The organism is Actinomadura geliboluensis (assembly GCF_005889745.1).
Classification (GTDB): Bacteria; Actinomycetota; Actinomycetes; order Streptosporangiales; family Streptosporangiaceae; genus Spirillospora; species Spirillospora geliboluensis.
This window is the reverse complement of the sequence record NZ_VCKZ01000194.1, coordinates 1-16,680: the sequence shown is the minus strand read 5'-3', so window position 1 is coordinate 16,680 and position 16,680 is coordinate 1. Positions and strand designations below refer to the sequence as shown.

Annotated in this window: 11 protein-coding genes and 1 pseudogene; 2 read left to right on the top strand and 10 right to left on the bottom strand. The window is 73.5% G+C overall.

Going from position 1 to position 16,680, the window contains the following annotated elements; all coding sequences use genetic code 11:
- Positions 1-924: cell envelope lipid trafficking protein PgfA (pgfA, locus tag ETD96_RS24470; protein WP_138638820.1), on the bottom strand; the 924-nt coding region annotated here is incomplete at its 3' end.
- Between the two features lie 211 nt (positions 925-1,135).
- Between pgfA and ETD96_RS24465 the strand changes: the two genes are divergently transcribed.
- Together ETD96_RS24465 and ETD96_RS46865 are read left to right on the top strand one after the other, a co-directional pair.
- A complete protein-coding gene (locus ETD96_RS24465) occupies positions 1,136-1,912 on the top strand; it encodes a class I SAM-dependent methyltransferase (RefSeq protein ID WP_240808127.1) in 777 nt (258 codons plus the stop codon).
- Positions 1,909-3,132 (top strand): acyltransferase family protein, encoded by a 1,224-nt coding sequence (locus ETD96_RS46865; RefSeq protein WP_240808125.1) that lies wholly within the window; start codon positions 1,909-1,911, stop codon positions 3,130-3,132. The genes ETD96_RS24465 and ETD96_RS46865 overlap by 4 nt, the downstream gene beginning before the upstream one ends.
- Before the next feature lie 1,129 nt (positions 3,133-4,261).
- Here the strand turns inward: ETD96_RS46865 and ETD96_RS46860 are convergent.
- The 9 genes and pseudogenes from ETD96_RS46860 to ETD96_RS24420 all read right to left on the bottom strand — a co-directional run.
- Positions 4,262-7,489: pseudogene (locus ETD96_RS46860) on the bottom strand (alpha-(1->3)-arabinofuranosyltransferase domain-containing protein); the annotation flags it as partial.
- Positions 7,490-7,557: 68 nt separating this feature from the next.
- Positions 7,558-8,736, bottom strand: a complete 1,179-nt coding sequence (locus ETD96_RS24450) for a glycosyltransferase family 4 protein (protein ID WP_138638816.1) — start codon at positions 8,734-8,736, stop codon at positions 7,558-7,560.
- A complete protein-coding gene (locus tag ETD96_RS24445) occupies positions 8,733-9,596 on the bottom strand; it encodes a glycosyltransferase (protein WP_138638815.1) in 864 nt (287 codons plus the stop codon). The genes ETD96_RS24450 and ETD96_RS24445 overlap by 4 nt, the downstream gene beginning before the upstream one ends.
- A gap of 13 nt (positions 9,597-9,609) precedes the next feature.
- Positions 9,610-9,741, bottom strand: a complete 132-nt coding sequence (locus ETD96_RS47665; RefSeq protein WP_274704639.1) for a hypothetical protein — start codon at positions 9,739-9,741, stop codon at positions 9,610-9,612.
- Positions 9,741-11,423, bottom strand: a complete 1,683-nt coding sequence (locus ETD96_RS24440; protein ID WP_240808123.1) for an MmpA family trehalose lipid delivery protein — start codon at positions 11,421-11,423, stop codon at positions 9,741-9,743. Before ETD96_RS24440 ends, ETD96_RS47665 begins: the two co-directional genes overlap by 1 nt.
- Positions 11,424-11,477: 54 nt before the next feature.
- Positions 11,478-13,604, bottom strand: a complete 2,127-nt coding sequence (locus ETD96_RS24435; protein WP_138638814.1) for an acyl-CoA dehydrogenase family protein — start codon at positions 13,602-13,604, stop codon at positions 11,478-11,480.
- Between the two features lie 73 nt (positions 13,605-13,677).
- On the bottom strand, positions 13,678-14,961 hold the full coding sequence (locus ETD96_RS24430; protein WP_138638813.1) for a flagellar basal body-associated FliL family protein: 1,284 nt from the start codon (positions 14,959-14,961) through the stop codon (positions 13,678-13,680).
- Between the two features lie 75 nt (positions 14,962-15,036).
- Positions 15,037-15,879 (bottom strand): EI24 domain-containing protein, encoded by an 843-nt coding sequence (locus ETD96_RS24425; protein WP_240808121.1) that lies wholly within the window; start codon positions 15,877-15,879, stop codon positions 15,037-15,039.
- A gap of 11 nt (positions 15,880-15,890) precedes the next feature.
- Positions 15,891-16,680, bottom strand: a 790-nt coding sequence (locus ETD96_RS24420; protein ID WP_138638811.1) for an SDR family NAD(P)-dependent oxidoreductase, incomplete at its 5' end; no start/stop codon positions are given.

Genomic DNA, 16,680 nt, shown 5'->3' with positions numbered 1-16,680 from the left:
GGCCAGGCCCATGTAGCCGCCGGTGAACAGCAGGATCAGGCCGAAGAAGACGGCGGCGGCCGGGAGGTAGCTGCGCACCAGGTCGATCTGCAGCGCGGTGCTGTCGGCCATGTCGACCATGGCCTTCTGGTCCTTGTCGGTGCTGATGAGGTCGGCCTGGGCGACGATCATCTTGCCCTTGCCGTCCGCCGTCTGGACGGTGCTGCGGATGTTCTTGCGGTGCTTCACCGGGATGCCGGTGCGAGGGTCGACCCAGACGGTGTTGTACGCCTCGGTGTAGCGGTCCACCTTCTGGTTGCCCGCGTCCTCGGGCATGCCCAGCATCTTGGCGGGCAGCTTGGTGTCGAGCGCGGCCGTCTTCGTCAGGGGGATGGTCTGGGTGAACCGGTACGTGGTGAGCCCGTGGACCTTCTCGACGGCGTTGAACTGCATCGGCGCCGACTGCTTGGTGGTCATGTCGAAGAACGGGTAGTCGCGCTTCTGCACGTTCGCGATCGGGAACAGCAGGCCGTAGCCCGACATGCGGACGGCGTTGTCGCCGTCGACGTTGACGCCGCAGCAGTTGACCAGGACGCCCGTCCGGCGGTCGAAGGCGATGCGGAAGCCCTGGATCTGGACGGGCTTGTCCGGCTTGGCCTGGTCGTAGATGTTGGTCGTGGAGTCCCAGACCGCGATGTCGTCGTTGCCCTCGTTGGCGCGGACGTCGCCGCGGACGGTGTTCTTCGCCAGGAGGGTGACGCCGGTCTTGACCTTGAGGTCCGCCTGGTCGAAGTACGTCGCGTCCTTCGACTCCAGGGACGTCACCTGGTAGCGGTTCAGCGGCGCGACGACCACCTGGTCGGCGATGTAGAAGCGGATCAGCGGCGCGAGCGCGAGGAAGAAGGCACCGAGGCCGATCAGGACCAGGCCGACCGGTCGCCGCATGAACACCTCCGAGGGGTGCCGTCGTCATCGCCAACGGCCGCGTCATCGTCAACGGCCGAGAGGCCGGGTCCGGCATGCCCGGATCACACTACAGGACCGCCGAAACCCGGAGCCCGATACGTCCGGTCCGCGGGTGGGGCGGTCCGGTGTGAGTGTACTGACCGGTAGGCTCCGCGTTACCTTCGGACGTCCTGACCCGGTGAGGTGGGCCTTGACCTCGGCGCATGGGCGCCCGGCGGCGCAGAACGGGCTCGTTCCCCGGCACTGTGCGACGCTGGCGCGGTCGGTGCGGCTGCTGAGCGCGTTCCGGCGCGAGCGGCGGGAGCCGGAGCACTTCTACGACCTCATGGCGCGCGACACCGTCTCCCTGCTCGGGTCGTACACCGAACTGCAGGGCGCGACCGTCATCGATGTTGGGACGGGCTTCGGGTTCTTTGCGCGCGCGCTGGACGCGGCGGGTGCACGCTGCGCCGGGATCGACCACGACCTCGGTGAGCTGGTCGCGCATGGGTCCGCCGGGCCGAACCAACTCGTCGCGAGTGCGCTGGCCCTGCCGTTCAGGACGGACGCCGCCGACGTGTGCTTCTCGTCCAACATCCTGGAGCACGTGCCCGACCCGTGGCGCATGGCCGACGAGATGGTCCGTGTGACGCGGCCGGGCGGGACGGTGTTCCTGTCGTTCACCAACTGGCTGTCCCCATGGGGCGGGCACGAGACCTCGCCGTGGCACTACCTCGGCGGCGACCGGGCCGCCCGCTGGTACGAGCGCCGGACGGGGCGTCCGCCCAAGAACCGGTACGGGCACAACCTGCATCCCGTGTCGGTGTCGGCGGCGCTGGCCTGGGCCCGGGGACGGGACGACGTGCGGGTCCTGGACGCCCTGCCGCGCTATCATCCGCGCTGGGCCGAGGCCGTGGTGCGCGTCCCGGGGCTGCGGGAGGTCGCGACGTGGAACCTCGTCCTCGTGCTGAGGAAGAAGGAGTCGTGAGACCTGCCGCGCCGCCGCCGATCTCCGGCCACCAGAACACGGTCGACGGCCTGCGCGCGGTCGCGGCGCTCGCCGTCCTGGTCTTCCATGTCGCGAGTTCGGCGGGGTCCATCACCAACCCGGACGGGCCGAGGTGGCTGTTCAACGGCGGTCAGATCGGGGTGCCGATCTTCTTCGCGCTGTCGGGGCTGCTGCTGTACCGGCCGTGGGCGGCGGCGGCCCTGGACGGGCGATCCGCTCCGCGCACGGTGACTTATCTGCGCCGGCGCGTGTTCCGCATCATGCCGGCCTACTGGGCCGTGGTCGTGGTCTACATGGTCACGGCGGGGCGGGACCACATCGGCGACCCGGTCACCTGGGCGTCGCTGATGACGCTCACGCAGACGTACCTGCCGAACGCGTGGTGGCCCACCGACCTCGGGCCGTCGCATCTCGGGCAGTGCTGGAGCCTCGTCGTCGAGGTCGCCTGGTACGTGACGCTGCCGGTCACCGCGGCCGTCCTCGCCTGGTACGCGCGCCGGACGCGGACCCACGACGTCGGTGTGCGCGCCAAGCGGCTGCTCATCGGCATCGGCGTGTACGCGGCGCTGTCGCTGCCGTGGTCGGCCGCGATGTTCGTCCCGGAGCGGCACACGCAGATGGGGCTGTTCCTGCCGCGGTACTTCGCCTGGTTCGCGATCGGGATGGCGCTCGCGGTGGTGACGGTCTGGGCGCGGCTGGACGAGCGGCGCCCGGTCGCGGCCCTGTGCCGGGCCGTGTCGGACTCGTGGGCGGCGTGCTGGACGGCGGCGGCGATGCTGTACGTGGTCGCGGCGACGCCCGCGGCGGGCCCGCTCAGCCTGCAGGAAGCCGACGCGTTCTGGACGTCCGTCCTGCATCTGGTCGTGTTCGGGCTGTGCGCGGCGGCGTTCGTGGCGCCGGTCGTGCTGGCGCCGCCGGGGCAGCCCGTGCTCGACGCGGTCCTCGGCAACCCGGTGATGCGGTTCCTCGGCCGGATCTCCTACGGCCTGTTCCTGTGGCAGCTGCTGATCATCGTCTCCTGGTACGACGCGGCGGATCGGACCTTCCGGGGGGACGTGGCGACGGATCTGCCGCTGATGGCGGCGGCGACCATCGCAGCGGGGACCCTGAGCTACTACCTGGTGGAGTGGCCGGTGCAGCGGCTGGTCCGGCGCCGGGACCGGGCCCGCCCGGCCCCTGCCCCGGTGCCGTCCAGCTGAGCGAGATCCGGCCGGCGCCGGGGTCGCCGCCGGGCGGCTTCGGCCGCCACAGCTCGGCCGCGACGCGTCCGACGACGGCGAGCCCGAGCAGCTGCGGCGCGATGTCGCCGAGCGCCCCGGACGGGGCGGCGGGGTTGCCGGGCACGTCCAGCCACCGCGCGGCGGCGAGGCAGCCGGTGCCGGCGAGCATGGCGATCGCGATCGCCCACGGGGAGGCGAGCGCGCGCAGGACGGCGGAGCGGCGGGTGCGGGCCCAGCCGCACAGGGCCGCGACGCCGAGCGTGACGGCGACGCCGGGCGCCCCGGCGATCGAGCCGCCGAGCGCGGCGGCGAGCCCGATCGCGGCCCACGCGGGCCAGCCCGTCCCGGCGACCATGGCGCGCGGGTCGGGCCGCCGCCGGCGGGTGGAGCCGCCCGGCCAGACCGCGGCGATCAGCAGGACGAGGAGCAGGTTGAGGCCGGTGACGACGGCGATCCGCTGCGCCCGGTCGGGGGTGTAGGCCAGCTTGATCACCCCGCTCGTTCCGGCGGGGACGAGCCAGCCCTGCTTCCAGCCGTCCAGCCGGACGGCGCGCAGCTCGGTGCCGCCGGCGGTCGCGCGCCAGCCGGTGTTGAAGTTCTCGTTCACGGTGAGGAACGACGCGGCGGGGGCGTCCACGCTCAGCTCGCGGGAGCTGGAGCCCCAGCTGAGGACCTTGACCTGCTGCGGCGGCTCGGCGGCGGCGGGCCGCGGCTTGGCCCCGACCGTGACGGTGTCGATGCGGTAGTTGTCGAGCGGGACCGCCGCCAGCTGGTTGCGGCCCTCGGCGAGGACGGCCTGCTTGCAGGCGCTGAACTGGAGCGGCCGGCCGGCGAGCAGGTCGCCGAGCGTCCCGGTCGCCTTCGTCTGGACGGCCCCGCTCTGCCGCTGCCCGGCGGCGCCCCGGCCACGGCCGGCCCCGCTGCCGGACGTGCCGCTGCCGGAGGTGCCGGTCTGCGCGCCGGGTGCGCCGATCCGCAGCTTCGGCCCGAAGCCGCACGGCAGTTCCAGCGGGTAGGAGCGCACGTCGGGGAACGGCTTCACGCCGGGGATCTTCAGCTCGGCGAGCTGGATCGGCTGGGGGCGGCCGTCCCGGAAGAAGGTGATCTTCAGCCGGTCGGTGGCCATCGGCGCGAACGACAGCCTGCCCGCGGCGTCCGACAGGCCCTCGCGGGACTGGCCGTTCGCGCCCTCGACCCGCAGCCGGACCGGGCCCGCCGCGCCGGGCGGGCGGATGACCGTCACCGTGGACACCCGCTTGCGGCCCTTCCACCGGACGCTGTAGACGGGCTGGTCGTCGCTCTCGCCCGCGATCCAGGACGTCGCCGGGTCGCCGTCGAAGCCGGACCGGGCCTGGTCGGCCGGGTGGCCGGACAGCGTGGAGGTCGCGGCGACGGACGGCTGCCCGTGCACGGTCGTGTACCGGTCGATGAGCCGCTGGTCGGTGAGGACCGCCGTGCCCGTGACGGGCGCCCTGCCCGCCACCGCCGAGGTGAACGTCCGGTCGAAGCCGTCGCCCTCCTCGTCGCCGGAGCCGAGGAACGGCGCGCACACCCAGCGGGCGCTGCCCTTCATGCACTCGCTCGTCGTGCCCGGCGCGCGGCTCATCACGTAGGTGGCCGGGCCGTCGACCCCGGCGGGCGCTGGCAGCGTGTAGGTGCGGGTCGGGGTCACGCCGCCGATCGCCACCTCGGACACCGCCGCGCGAGCGAACGCGGGGACGGCCGGCTTCGAGGCGAGAGCCGTGATCCGCAGCCGCAGCCAGCGGGTCGGGCCCGCCGGCACGCGGAGCGCCTGCGGGCCGGTGCTCTGCCGAACGGCCTGCTCCACCGTGCCGTTCTCGGTCTCGACGGCGACGCGCGAGACCGGCGGCCCGAGCGCAGTGTCCTGCAAGAACGCGGCGGTCATGTTCCGCACGTCGCGGGCCCGGTCGAAGTCGGCGCGGAGCCACTGCCCGACAGGCCCGTCGTAGCCGGCGGTCTCCCACGCGGAGAGCGGGTTCCCGTCGAAGGCGGCGTACGGGACCGCCTCGGGCTTGCGGGCCTGCGGGATCGCGTCGTCGCCGCCCGCCGAGGTGGACGCCGTGATGTCGCGGACCCCGCCGCCGTAGGTGACATGGGTGGCGTACCGCGCCCAGCCCTTGTCGAGGACGTCGGCGGCGTCGCGCCGGTGCGCGGCGGACATCGTCGGGGACGTCTGGTGCAGTTCGCCGAAGTTGCGCCGGATCAGCCGGGGCGAGTCGGTCACGACCGGGGTGCCGCCCAGGTCGGCGGCGTCGTCGTCCAGCAGGACGGGCGCGTCCGGGAGGGCCTTGTCGTCGGCCATGGCGAGCAGCGACTCGGGCCCGCCGTAGACGCGGACGGGGTCGGCCGCGGCGGTCAGGCCCGCGACGTCGGCGGCGCCCTCGACCTCGTAGACCTCCAGCGGCGGGTACCGCTGGTCGACGGCCGACACCGCGTCGTCGTTGCCGCCGCCGACGGCCGCGCCGAACGCGGCGACCCTGCGCAGGCCGGGCGAGTCGTCCAGCGCCTGGTGGAGGCGGGCGGGCCAGGCGCCGCGCAGCGCCTCCCGCCGCAGGTCATTGCGGACCAGGACGTACCGGACGCCCATCCGGCCGAGGAAGTCGCTCAGGCCCGGCGAGCCCTGCCCGGAGCGGACCTGCTGGTCGATGGCGTCCAGCGCCCGCGTGTAGCCGGGCGACCCGGCCGGGACGAGCTGGCGGACGCCCCACCGCGCCGTCAGCAGCGGCTGGACGATGTCGTCCATCGGGCGGCCCCACAGGTACTCGCCGAACGGCGCGCCGGGCACGGCGAGCACGCCCTGCTGCCCGGCCCGCGCGTTGATCCAGGACGCCGCGTCCCGCCAGTACTTCGGGACGTCCTTGAACTCGCCGGGGCCGGACAGGCCGTGCGAGACGGCGGTGAGGCCGATGCCGCCGAGCGCGACGGCGGCGGCGACCGGCAGGCTGAGCAGCGACCGCGCGGCCGGGCCGAACGCGGGGCCGGACCCGCCGCTCAGGCTGCGCAGGCCGTCGGGCTGCCGCGCGGCGCGGGCGTTGCGGGCGTCGCGGGCGTTTCGGGCGTGCCGGCCGGCGGCGGTGAGCAGGTGGGCGAGGCCGAGCGCGAGCGGCAGCCGGACGACCGCGTCGAACTTGTGCAGGTTGCGCATCGGCGCGAGCGGGCCGTCCAGCAGGTCGCGGAGCTGCGCCGCGAACGGGCCCGGGATGTCGCTGAGGTGGCCGAGCGAAACGATCGCCACCCCGGCCAGCAGCGTGACCAGCAAGAAGGTCCGCTCGGGGAGGAGCCGGGCGAGCAGCCCGGCGAGCCCGAGCGCGGCGACGACGCCCGTGCAGATGATCGGGACGGGGCTGAGCGAGAGGCCGTGCCCGACCGGCCACCAGACCTGCCCGTCCACGATCAGGTAGTTGACCCAGCGCTCGGCGCCGCGCAGCACGTTGACGAGGCCGGTCGGGCCGGTCGTCGTCGCCGCCTTCTCGGTGTAGGTCAGCCAGGAGAACCCGTACGTGCCGGTCAGCAGCAGCGGGACCAGCCACCACGCGGTCGCGGCGGCGGTGGCCGCCGACCACCAGGCGAGCATCCGGACGCGGAACGACCCGCGCGGCCGCGTCAGGATGTAGAGGAACGGGACGAGGAGCACGGCGACTGTGGCGGTCGCGTTGATGCCGCCGCAGCAGGCGATCGCGAGCCCGGACCGGGCCGCGGCCTTCAGCCGCCCGGTCTCCCCGGACGCGGCGGCGGCCAGCGGCAGGACGATCCACGGCAGCATCGCGACCGGCAGGTACTCCGAGGAGATCTGGCCGAGCGTGGCCAGCCCGTTCGGGGCGAGCGCGTACGCCATCGCGGCGAACAGCCGGGTGCCCCGGCCGTCGCCGTCCGGCCCGGACCCGCCGATGCCGAGCCGCCCGGCCAGCCGCCACATGCCGACGAAGGCCAGGCACATCAGCAGGGACAGCCAGAACCGCTGGCTGATCCAGGCGGGCATCCCGATCACGTCGCCGAGCGCGAAGAACGGGCCCATCGGGAACAGGTAGCCGACGGCCTGGTTCTGCAGCTGGCCGAACTGCTCCGGGTCCCACAGGTGGACGGCGCGGCCGAGGAACCCGAGCGGGTTCACCGCCATGTCGATCTTGGTGTCGGCGAGGATGGCGCCGGGCCGGGTGGCGAAGGCGAGCGCGGTCAGCGCCAGGCAGCACGCGACCACGCGCAGCCGCTCCCGCAGCCGCGCGGCGGCGTCCGGGCCGGACGGCCCGCCCGGCCCGCCGGGGCCGGGCCCGCGGGACGCGCCGGCGCGGGGCGGATTCGCCTCTCCCACGGCCATGCTCGCCCTCTGCCTCTCTTCTGCCTGTCCTCCGGGAGTCGCCCCGGGTGCCCGGTTCTCCCGGGATGTCAGCCTGAGTGTCCGCCACCGTACCGGCGGCCGCCTGCCCGCCGGGCGGGGGCGCCGTCGCGCACGGCGGCGGTCACGAGGTCGCGCATCCGGCCGGCGGTGCGCGCCCAGTCGAACTCTGCCGCGCGCCTCTGACATTCCGTGGCCGTCCGCTCGCGGAGCGTGGGATCGGCCAGCTCCTTGAGGGCGCGCTCGACGACTCCGGCCAGGTCGTCGCCCTCGCGGACGAGCCATCCGGTGGTCCCGTCGCGGACGGCGTCGCGGAGCCCGTCCACGTCGAAGGCGACGGTCGGGACGCCGAGCGCCGCGGCCTCGATCACGCTGAGGCCCCACCCTTCGCCCTGGGACGTGCTGAGGTGCAGGTCGGCGCGGGCGACCAGGGCCGCCTTGACGTTCTCGGGGACGTAGCCGTGCGCGATGACGACGCCGTCCAGGCCGCGCGCGCGGATGTCAGCTTTCAGCGCGGGCGCTTCAGGGCCGTCTCCCACGATGTGCAGCTTGAGCCCAGGATGGCTTCCGACGAGGCCCTCCGCGAGATCCAGCAGGAGGTTGAGGCGCTTGTGCGGGACGAGTCGCGTCACGCACACCAGCTCCGGGTCGCCTGGGGCCTCGGCCACATCACCATCGGGTTCGGCGACAGACGACCCGTTGTGGACGACGTGAGCGGGCCCCGTCCAACCCAGCCGTTCCCGGACGGCGCGCAGCGTGGACGGCGAGACGACGACGAACGCATGCCGCCGATACGTCCAGCGGCTCACCGGCCCCTCCAGCACTTGCCCGAGCCAAGCGAGCCATCTGGGGAAGTAAAGGCCGAACTGGGCGTCGTGCACATGGTGGACGACGCAGAACACCGGTACACGGCGGGGCAGCACCCACGGTGTGAAGAACGGGATGCCGTTCTGGCAGTCGATGACCGCGTCGAAGCGGCGGCGGTGCAGCAGCATCCAGAGCAGGACGAGCGGGTACACGGTGAAGCGTCCACCCAAGCGGACGAACTCCACGCCCTCGACCCGTCCCCCGCGCCGCTGGCCGGGCGCCTTGCACGTCACGTAGTGGACACGGGCGCCTTCACCGGCGAACCTGCGCGCCAGTTCCCAGGCGTACCGTTCGGCACCGCCCGCGGCGGGATGCCAGGGATCCCGCCAGTTGACGACCGCCAGCCGCAGATCCGTACTCATCCCGACTTTGCGCTCGGTGCGGGCGCCTGCTCGGGGATGGCGATGCTCCCCGGGCGCGGCTCCGGGAGCTTCGGCTCGGCGAGGATCGTCCGGACCGGCACGACCGGGATGATCGGCGTCGCGGGTACGCCGGGCATGCGGAAACCGGCGCGCGCGCGGATGAGCGTCAGGTCCACCATGCATTGGAACGAGTGGCGCCATACAGAGAAGGTGGAGCCGGGACGGTCACGCCAGACGACCGGGATGGCCGTGACGGACGCCCCCCGCCGCACGCAGTGGGCCAGCAGTTCCACGTCGAACGAGAACCCGGTGGTGCGCAGCTGCTTCGCCGCCGTCCGGCCGAGCGGCCCGTCGAAGAACTTGAACCCGCACTGGGTGTCCTGGATGCCGCCCACCAGATCGCGGACGATCCGGTTGAACGTGATGGCGCCGAGCCGCCTGACCGGCAGCGCGTAGCCTTGGACGACCGACCGACCGTGGCGCCTTGACCCGACCACGACCGGGCGGCCCTCGCGCAGCAGGACGATGGCTTCGTCCAGCGCGGCGAGGTCTGTTGCCATATCGGCGTCCATGAACCCCACGTACGGGGCCCGCGTCTCCAGCAGCCCGGCCCGGACCGCCGCACCCTTGCCCCGGACGTCGCACCGCACCAGGCGCACCGGCACCGGGCCCTCGAAGGACCGGACGATCCCGGCCGTGCCGTCGGTGCTGGCGTTGTCGACGACGATGACCTCCGCCCGCAGCGGGAGGTCGGCGAGCTTGTCGCACAGCAGCGCCAGCCCCGCCGGAAGCCGGTCGGCCTCGTTGTAGGCGGGAACGACGATCTCCAGGAGGGCGGGGCCGTCACGCCAGGTCCCCATCAGGGCCTACAGGTCACCGGGAGCCGTAGTTGTACAGCGGCTCGATGACCGGGTCCTTCTGAGAGGCGTTCACGAGCTGGACCGTGCTGAACGACACTCCGGCGGCCAGCAGTACGCCGACCAACGCGGCGATGGCGATGCGCATCAGGGGGTCCTTCGTCGGTGATGGGGGCTGCGGGGCTTGATACTGCCGAGTAATGGAAAGCTCAGAGTAGTACCTGGGGCCAGGAATGACCAGAAAACGACCAGACTGACAATGCCCCAGGCTGCGGCCACCGGCGGCACCGGCACCGCCGTCCCGCCCCCGCCCGCGGCACCGTCGATCCGGTAAACGGCCAGGTCAGCGCCGCGCAGCACCTCGACGGCCGCGCCGGACGGGCGGACGGAGCCGATCTCCGCGTCGACCACGACGTACCGTACGCCCATGTCACGGAGCGTGTCGGCCGGCGGGGCCCCGGTCTTCGCGACCGGCGCGAGCCGCACCGCCCTCGGATCCTCCTGCGGGACGGTCGTGCCGCCCACGGTGACGGCGTCGTCCACGATGACGCGTCGGTGCAGGTAGCGGGGCAGTGGGTCAAGCACACGACGCCCGTGGTTCCAGGGGTAGCTCCGGTACGACGCCCACGGCAGCACCAGCACGTCGCCCTGCACGGGGTCGCTGTCGATGATGTGCCGCGCGCGCGCCCAGTCGTCCGGGTAGCGGACGGCTCGCAGGTCGCCCGCCGCACCCCACGCCAGCGTGGGCAGCAGGATCACCGGCACGGCCATCGCCGCGGCGGCCACTCCCGGCCACTTCGCCTCGGCCGCCTTGTCGGCGGCCGCACCGAGCCCGACCGCGACCACGACGGCGAGCGGCGCCGCGTACTGCTGCCCGTCCCGCAGCACGGCGAACCCCGGCCACAGGCCGATGAGCCCTTCGAGGACGGGGGCGGCGACCGCGCCCAGCGCCGCGATCGCGAACCCGGCCGCCGCCGCGACCGCCGCTCCCCGCCACCACGCCGCCTCTCTCCCCCACGCGGCATACGCGGCGAGCGCTCCGACCACCACGACCAGCCAGAGCGTCGCCGTCACTGGCGCGCCGTAACCGCTCGGCACCGTCTCGCCGTTCCACACACCGCCGAGCAGGAGCAGGCTTCCGAGCGTCCCGAAAGGCGTCTCCGCCCTGGCCGCGAACAGGTCGACGGCTGCACCGTCGCCCGGTAGGCCCGCCGGCCTCAGCAGCCCTGGGACCAGCCACGGCAGGCTCAGCACCGCCGCCGACGCGATGACCCTGAGACCAGCGCGCGCGGGGCCGCGACCACTCACCACAGCAACCGCAAGGGCGGTGATAGCGGTGACGGTCAGTGCGGCGAACCCGCCGATGGCGGCGGGCAGCATCGTCCGGACCAGGCGGCGCGTACCGCCCCGCTCGTCCGTGCGGACGGCGGCACCCACCACCCACGGCAGCGCCGCGTAGCCGAGCAGCAGCGCCCACTGGCCGAGCAGCAGCCGCTCGGCGACGAACGGGTTCCACGCGTAGCAGACCCCTGCGGCGAGCCGGGGCAGCAGACGGCGGGACGGCACCAGCGACGCCGCCGACGTGCACGCCATGACGAAGACCGCCAGCAGCACGAGCTTCTGCACGACGTCCGCCGGAACGACAGTGGCGAGTGCGGTGACGAAGGCATCGCTCGGGACGTGCCGGGGCACGATCCCCGTCAGCCCGAACGTCAGGTGCGTGAAGGCGGGATCGGGCACGAACACCATGTCGTACGACAGCACGAACCCGGGCGCGAGCCCCGGCCCCAGTGCCGCAAGCCCGAGCCCCAGCCCGGTCAGTGCGGCCACCAGATGCCGCGTCCGTGCCTTCAACGTGTCCGTTCTCCCATGTGGGCCTGGACGCTACCTCACCGGCTCGGGGTCCCGGGGCAGGCCGAGGATGCGCTCGCCGATCACGTTGAGGTTGACCTCGGTCGTGCCGCCGCCGATCGTCATCGCGCGGGACGCGAGCAGGTAACGGGTCCAGCGCGCGCGCAGATCGTCCTTCCAGCCGCCGGTGAGCGCGCCCTCCTCTCCGAGGAGAGTGAAGCCGAACTCGGTGACCTGCTGGCCGTGCTCCATCGCCACCAGTTTCCGGACGTTCGCCGTCGCGCCCGGGTCCGTGCCCGAAAGCTGCTTCAGCGTGGCGCGGAGGCCGAGCAGGTTGAACGAGTGCTCGTCGCACGCGAGCCGCCCGAGGCCGTCGCGGACGACCGGGTCCTCGTCCAGGCCGAGTCCGGCGGTGAGGTCGAGCAGATTCGGCAGGTCGCCGCCGAGCTGGAAGCTGCTGGTCAGGCCGACGCGCTCGTTCGCGAGGGTGGTGCGGGCGACGCGCCAGCCGGCGTTGACCGGACCCACGACGAGGTCGTCGGGGACGAACACGCCGTCCAGGAACACCTCGTTGAACACGGCGTCGCCGGTGCACTCGCGCAGCGGCCGGATCTCGATGCCGGGCGACTTCATGTCGACCAGGAAGTAGGTGATGCCGTCGTGCTTGGGCCGGTCGGGATCGGTCCGGGCGATGCAGATGCCCCACTGCGCGTCGCGGGCGAGGGACGTCCAGATCTTCTGGCCGGTGATCGTCCAGCCGCCCTCGGCGCGCTCGGCGCGGGTGCGCAGCCCGGCGAGGTCGGAGCCCGCGCCCGGCTCGGAGAACAGCTGGCACCAGATGATCTCGCCGCGCAAGGTCGGCGGCAGGAACCGCTCCCGCTGCTCCGGCGTCCCGTACTGGACCAGCGACGGGACGACCCACGCCGCGATCATCAGCGGCACCGGGCGCACCTTCGCCGCCTTCAGCTCCTGCTGGATGACGATCTGCTCCAGCGGCCCGGCGCCGCGCCCCCACGGCTCCGGCAGGTGCGGCGTCACCCAGCCGCCGGCCGCCATCGCCGCCCGCTGTTCGAGCGGCTCCATCGCGGCCAGCTCGGCGACGCGGGCGCGGATCTCCTCGCGGACCGGTTCGGCGTCCTCGTCCAGCTCGATGCTCATCGGCCGCCGGACGCCCCGCACCGCCAGCGCGGCGACCTCGGCGCGGTGCGCACTGGCCCGCCCCAGCAGCGCGCGGAGCGTCAGGGCCCGCCGGTAGACGAGGTGGGCGTCGTGCTCGTAGGTGTAGCCGATCCCACCGTGGATCTGGATGTTGCCTTCGGCGCAGGTGACGGCGGCGTCCGCCGCCAGCACCGCGGCGACTCCGACCGCGTACGCACGCTGTTCTTCGGGCTCGCTCAGCGCGCGCGCCGCGTCCCATACGGCGGCCCTTGCGCGCTCCACGGCGATGAGCATCCGGGCGCACAGGTGCTTGACGCCCTGGAACTGCCCGATCGGACGGCCGAACTGCTCGCGGAGCTTGGCGTAGGCGACGGCGTCGTTCAATGCGCGCCCTGCGACACCGCATGCCTCCGCCCCCAGCAGGACGGTGGCGAGGGCCTGCGCGTCAACCCCGTCCAGGAAGGCATCGACGGTCACGCCGTCGACGGCGACTGATCCCACGGGACGCGTGATGTCGAGCGACTCCAGCGCCCCTACGGTGACGTCCTCCTTGCCCAGGACGACCCAGCGGTCACCGGCCGGAAGCACGAACAGGTCGGCCAGCGGTGCGCCCAGCACGGGCTGCACTGTGCCGGAGACAGTCGAACCGTCCACGTCCAGGCTGCCGGACAGCGCCACGGCCGCCGTCCGGGAGCCGTCCGCCAGACCGGACACATCGGCGCCGGCCGCGTGCAGGATCGCCGATGCCAGCACGGTCGGCGTGTACGGGCCCGGCGCCAGCACCCGGCCCAGCTCCTCCAGCGCGACGGCCTGCTCCAGGATCCCGAAGCCCTGCCCGCCGACCGCCTCCGGAAGGTGCAGGCCGGGGAGCCCCTGGGCGGCGAGCGCCGGCCAGAACCCGGCGTCGGCCTCCCGCGCCGCCGCCGGGGCGATGCTCCGCTCCGCGAACCCGCGCACCGACGCCGCCAGCGCCTCGTGCTCCTCGGTCAACCCGATCGCCATGGCCACACCCCTTCTCGGAACGTGGCCACAGCCTATTAGAACGCCATTCGGGTTGTCAGCGGCGAACCGTCCGTCAGCGCGCGAGCTTCAGGTGGGTGAGGAACGCGTTCAGGTCGGGCCACTTCTTCTTGTGGGTGTTCGGCAGCGAGGCGAACACCACCGCCGGGGACTCCCGGCCGGTGTCGATCACCGCGGTCGCGACGACCTCGCCGGTCGCCTTCACCCCGTCCCGCTGGTAGGTGAGGTAGGAGGCGATCAGCCAGCCCTTGTGGCCGCCCACCGTCAGCTCCTGCGACGCCAGCGGCGCCGTCTTGTGCGGGAACGCGTAGTACTGGGCCTCGTGCCCCTGCGCGACCAGGGCCGCGACGTTCTTCACGCTCTCCGGGCCCTGGTAGGCGGTCAGCAGGCTCGGGGTCAGCGTGCCGGTGAGCAGCTGCCCGTACCAGAGCTGCTGGGCGCGCCGCTCCGTCACCATGATCTGCTGCCCGGACCATCCCGGCGTGCCCAGCTTGTTCTTCTTCGTGGGCACCTGCCAGGGAGCGGCGAAGCGCGGGTACGACAGCCCCGAATGGGTGTCGTTCACCCGTCCGAGCATCCGGGTCGCGCGGCCCTTGAACGTGACGAGCGGCTTGTCCGGCGGGAGCTCCACCTGCGTCCCCTGGGACTGCTCCGCCGCGGCCCGCTGGTCGACGTTCCCGGCCGGGGCGTCGGAGTCGTCGCCGCTCTTCACGAAGTACACGGCGCCGGCCGCGATGAGCGCGACCACCAGCAGCCCGACCCCGCCGAACAGCACCAGCCGGGACCGGCCGCCGCCGTCCTCCAGGGCGTCGCGGGACGGCTTCGGGGAGCCGCCGAGCTTGGCGTCGGCCGAGTCCTCGTCGGCCATCCAGTCCGGCATCTGCCAGTTGCCGCTGCTCGGCTTGCCCGGCTTGGCGGGCTGGCCGCTCCCCGTGGGGACGGCCGGAACGTAGTTGGAGGGGCCCGAGTCGGAGTCGCCCGACCCCTCGTCGAAGAGCGACCCCTCCCACTGGGGCGCGTCCTCCGCGGCCGGGCCCGCGGCGGGCTCCGCGGACTCCGCCACCGGCGCGACCTTGACGTCGTCGGCGTCGCGGTCGGCGGACTCCTTCGCCGGAGCCTCCTCGGCCGCCGGGGTCTCCTCGACCCGGCCCCACACGTCGTGCGACGCCGCGGCCTCGCCGAAGCCGGCGGGACCGGCGGGCGCGAACTCCTCGGGCTCGGGGAGGGCCGTTCGCGAACCGGCCGCCTCCTCGGCGCCGGGACCCTGCGGGAATCCGTCCCGCGGCTCGTTCTCGCTCATGTCGGTCCAGCGCACACCGCGCTCCCCCTGATCGGACATGCGGCACACGTTACGCGAAGATCAGCAGTCGGATTCCGGGCGCCCATCACGCTCCGGACACATCTTCCCATCGGCTCAGTGATGCTCCGCCATGCCCGCGTCACCCGCCGTGACCAGTTGGTCATCGGCCAGCCGCTCACGGGCCATCAGCGTGGCCCCGGCCACCGCGCCCGGCATCGCGAGCACCGCGCCCAGCGGGATGAGGAACACCACAAAAGTCGCCGCGCCGAACCCGACCACGAGCGGCCGGTCGGCCCGCATCCGGACGAACCGCTCCTTGCGCAGGATCCCGCGCCGCTCCAGCGCCACGGACGTCAACTCCCCGGCGAGGAAGTACCCGGACACCAGCGCCGCGACCACCGGCACGACGGTCTGCCCCACCACCGGCAGGAACCCGCACGCGAAGAACACGACCGCGAACGCCAGCGCGATCGCCCCGATGATCAGCGTGTCCGTGACCGCCCGTCCGATCTGGGTGAGCAGCGGGACGTCCGGCTCCGGCGGCGCGCCGCCCTGCGACTCCTCCACCCGGACCGCGATGGCCTCGTAGAAGGGGTCGCCGACCAGCAGCGTCACCGCGGTGAACGTGATCATCGCCAGGAACAGCGCGGCGCCGTAGATCGCGACGCCCGCGATGATCCGGGCGGACGTGCGGGCGGCGTCCGCCCAGCCGTCGGCGAACCCCGTCACCCAGCCGGCCAGGTCGTCGATCTTGACCGCGAGGAAGACCAGCGCGGCCATGTAGGCGGCCAGCACGATGAGCGCCGGGATCAGCCCGAACAGCCACTGCGCCGGGTGCCGGGCGGTCCAGCCGAGGCCGCGCAGCAGGTAGCCGGCGCCGCCGAACAGATCCTTGATCGCGGACGGCTTCGCCGGGGGCGGCGCCGGTGCGTGCGGTGAAGGGTGCGGTTGGCTCACGCACCCAGACCCTATAGGGAGGGGAGCCCCACAAGCCGGGCAGAACAGTCCCATACCGCCCGCTGCAGCTCCCGGTCCTTCAGCGCCCCCACCGTCGGCAGCAGCCCGGCGCCGGGCGTCGAACTGTGGAAACCGCCGCTGCGCGCCGCGAACTCCTCGTCCAGCGCCACCTTCAGCGCCATCCGCGCCCCCTGGGCGGGCGTCCGCATGAACGGGGTGCGCGACAGCAGCGCCCCGGCCCGCCCGGTTCCGGGCACCTCCCGGAGCAGCCCGGTCGCCACGACCCCGGGGCAGACGGCGTTCACGGCGACGCCGCTGCCCTCCATCCGCCGCGCCAGCTCCTGCGCGAACAGGATGTTCAGCAGCTTCGACCGCCCGTACACCCGCACCGACCCCGCCGGCCCGTACGACCCCGGCTCCGCCAGCCGCTCCACCTCGAACCGGTCGGCCTGCCGGTGCGCCTCCGACGCCACGACCACCACGCGCGACGGCGCGCCCTTCTCCAGCAGCCCCAGCAGCCGGTTCGTCAGCAGGAACGGCCCCAGATGGTTCGTCGCGATCATGCGGTCGTGCCCGTCCGCGCTGACCTTGGCCCGCAGCAGGTGGACGCCGGCGTTGTCGACCAGCACGTCCAGCCGGTCGAACCGCTCCTCCAGCGACGCCGCGACCCGCTCCACGTCCATCCGCACCGACAGGTCCCCGAGGAAGGTCTCGACCCGCGCGCCGGGGACGTCCCGCACCAGCTCGTCCACCGTCGCCGCGGCCCGCAGCTCGTTCCGGCAGACGATCCCGACCAGGAAC

What these genes read in the sequence shown, in the direction of transcription:
- ETD96_RS24445 (WP_138638815.1), bottom strand. Translation starts at nt 9,596, where the DNA reads ATGGGGACCTGGCGTGACGGCCCCGCCCTCCTGGAGATCGTCGTTCCC.
- ETD96_RS24450 (WP_138638816.1), bottom strand. Translation starts at nt 8,736, where the DNA reads ATGAGTACGGATCTGCGGCTGGCGGTCGTCAACTGGCGGGATCCCTGG.
- ETD96_RS47665 (WP_274704639.1), bottom strand. Translation starts at nt 9,741, where the DNA reads ATGCGCATCGCCATCGCCGCGTTGGTCGGCGTACTGCTGGCCGCCGGA.
- ETD96_RS24435 (WP_138638814.1), bottom strand. Translation starts at nt 13,604, where the DNA reads ATGGCGATCGGGTTGACCGAGGAGCACGAGGCGCTGGCGGCGTCGGTG.
- ETD96_RS24430 (WP_138638813.1), bottom strand. Translation starts at nt 14,961, where the DNA reads ATGTCCGATCAGGGGGAGCGCGGTGTGCGCTGGACCGACATGAGCGAG.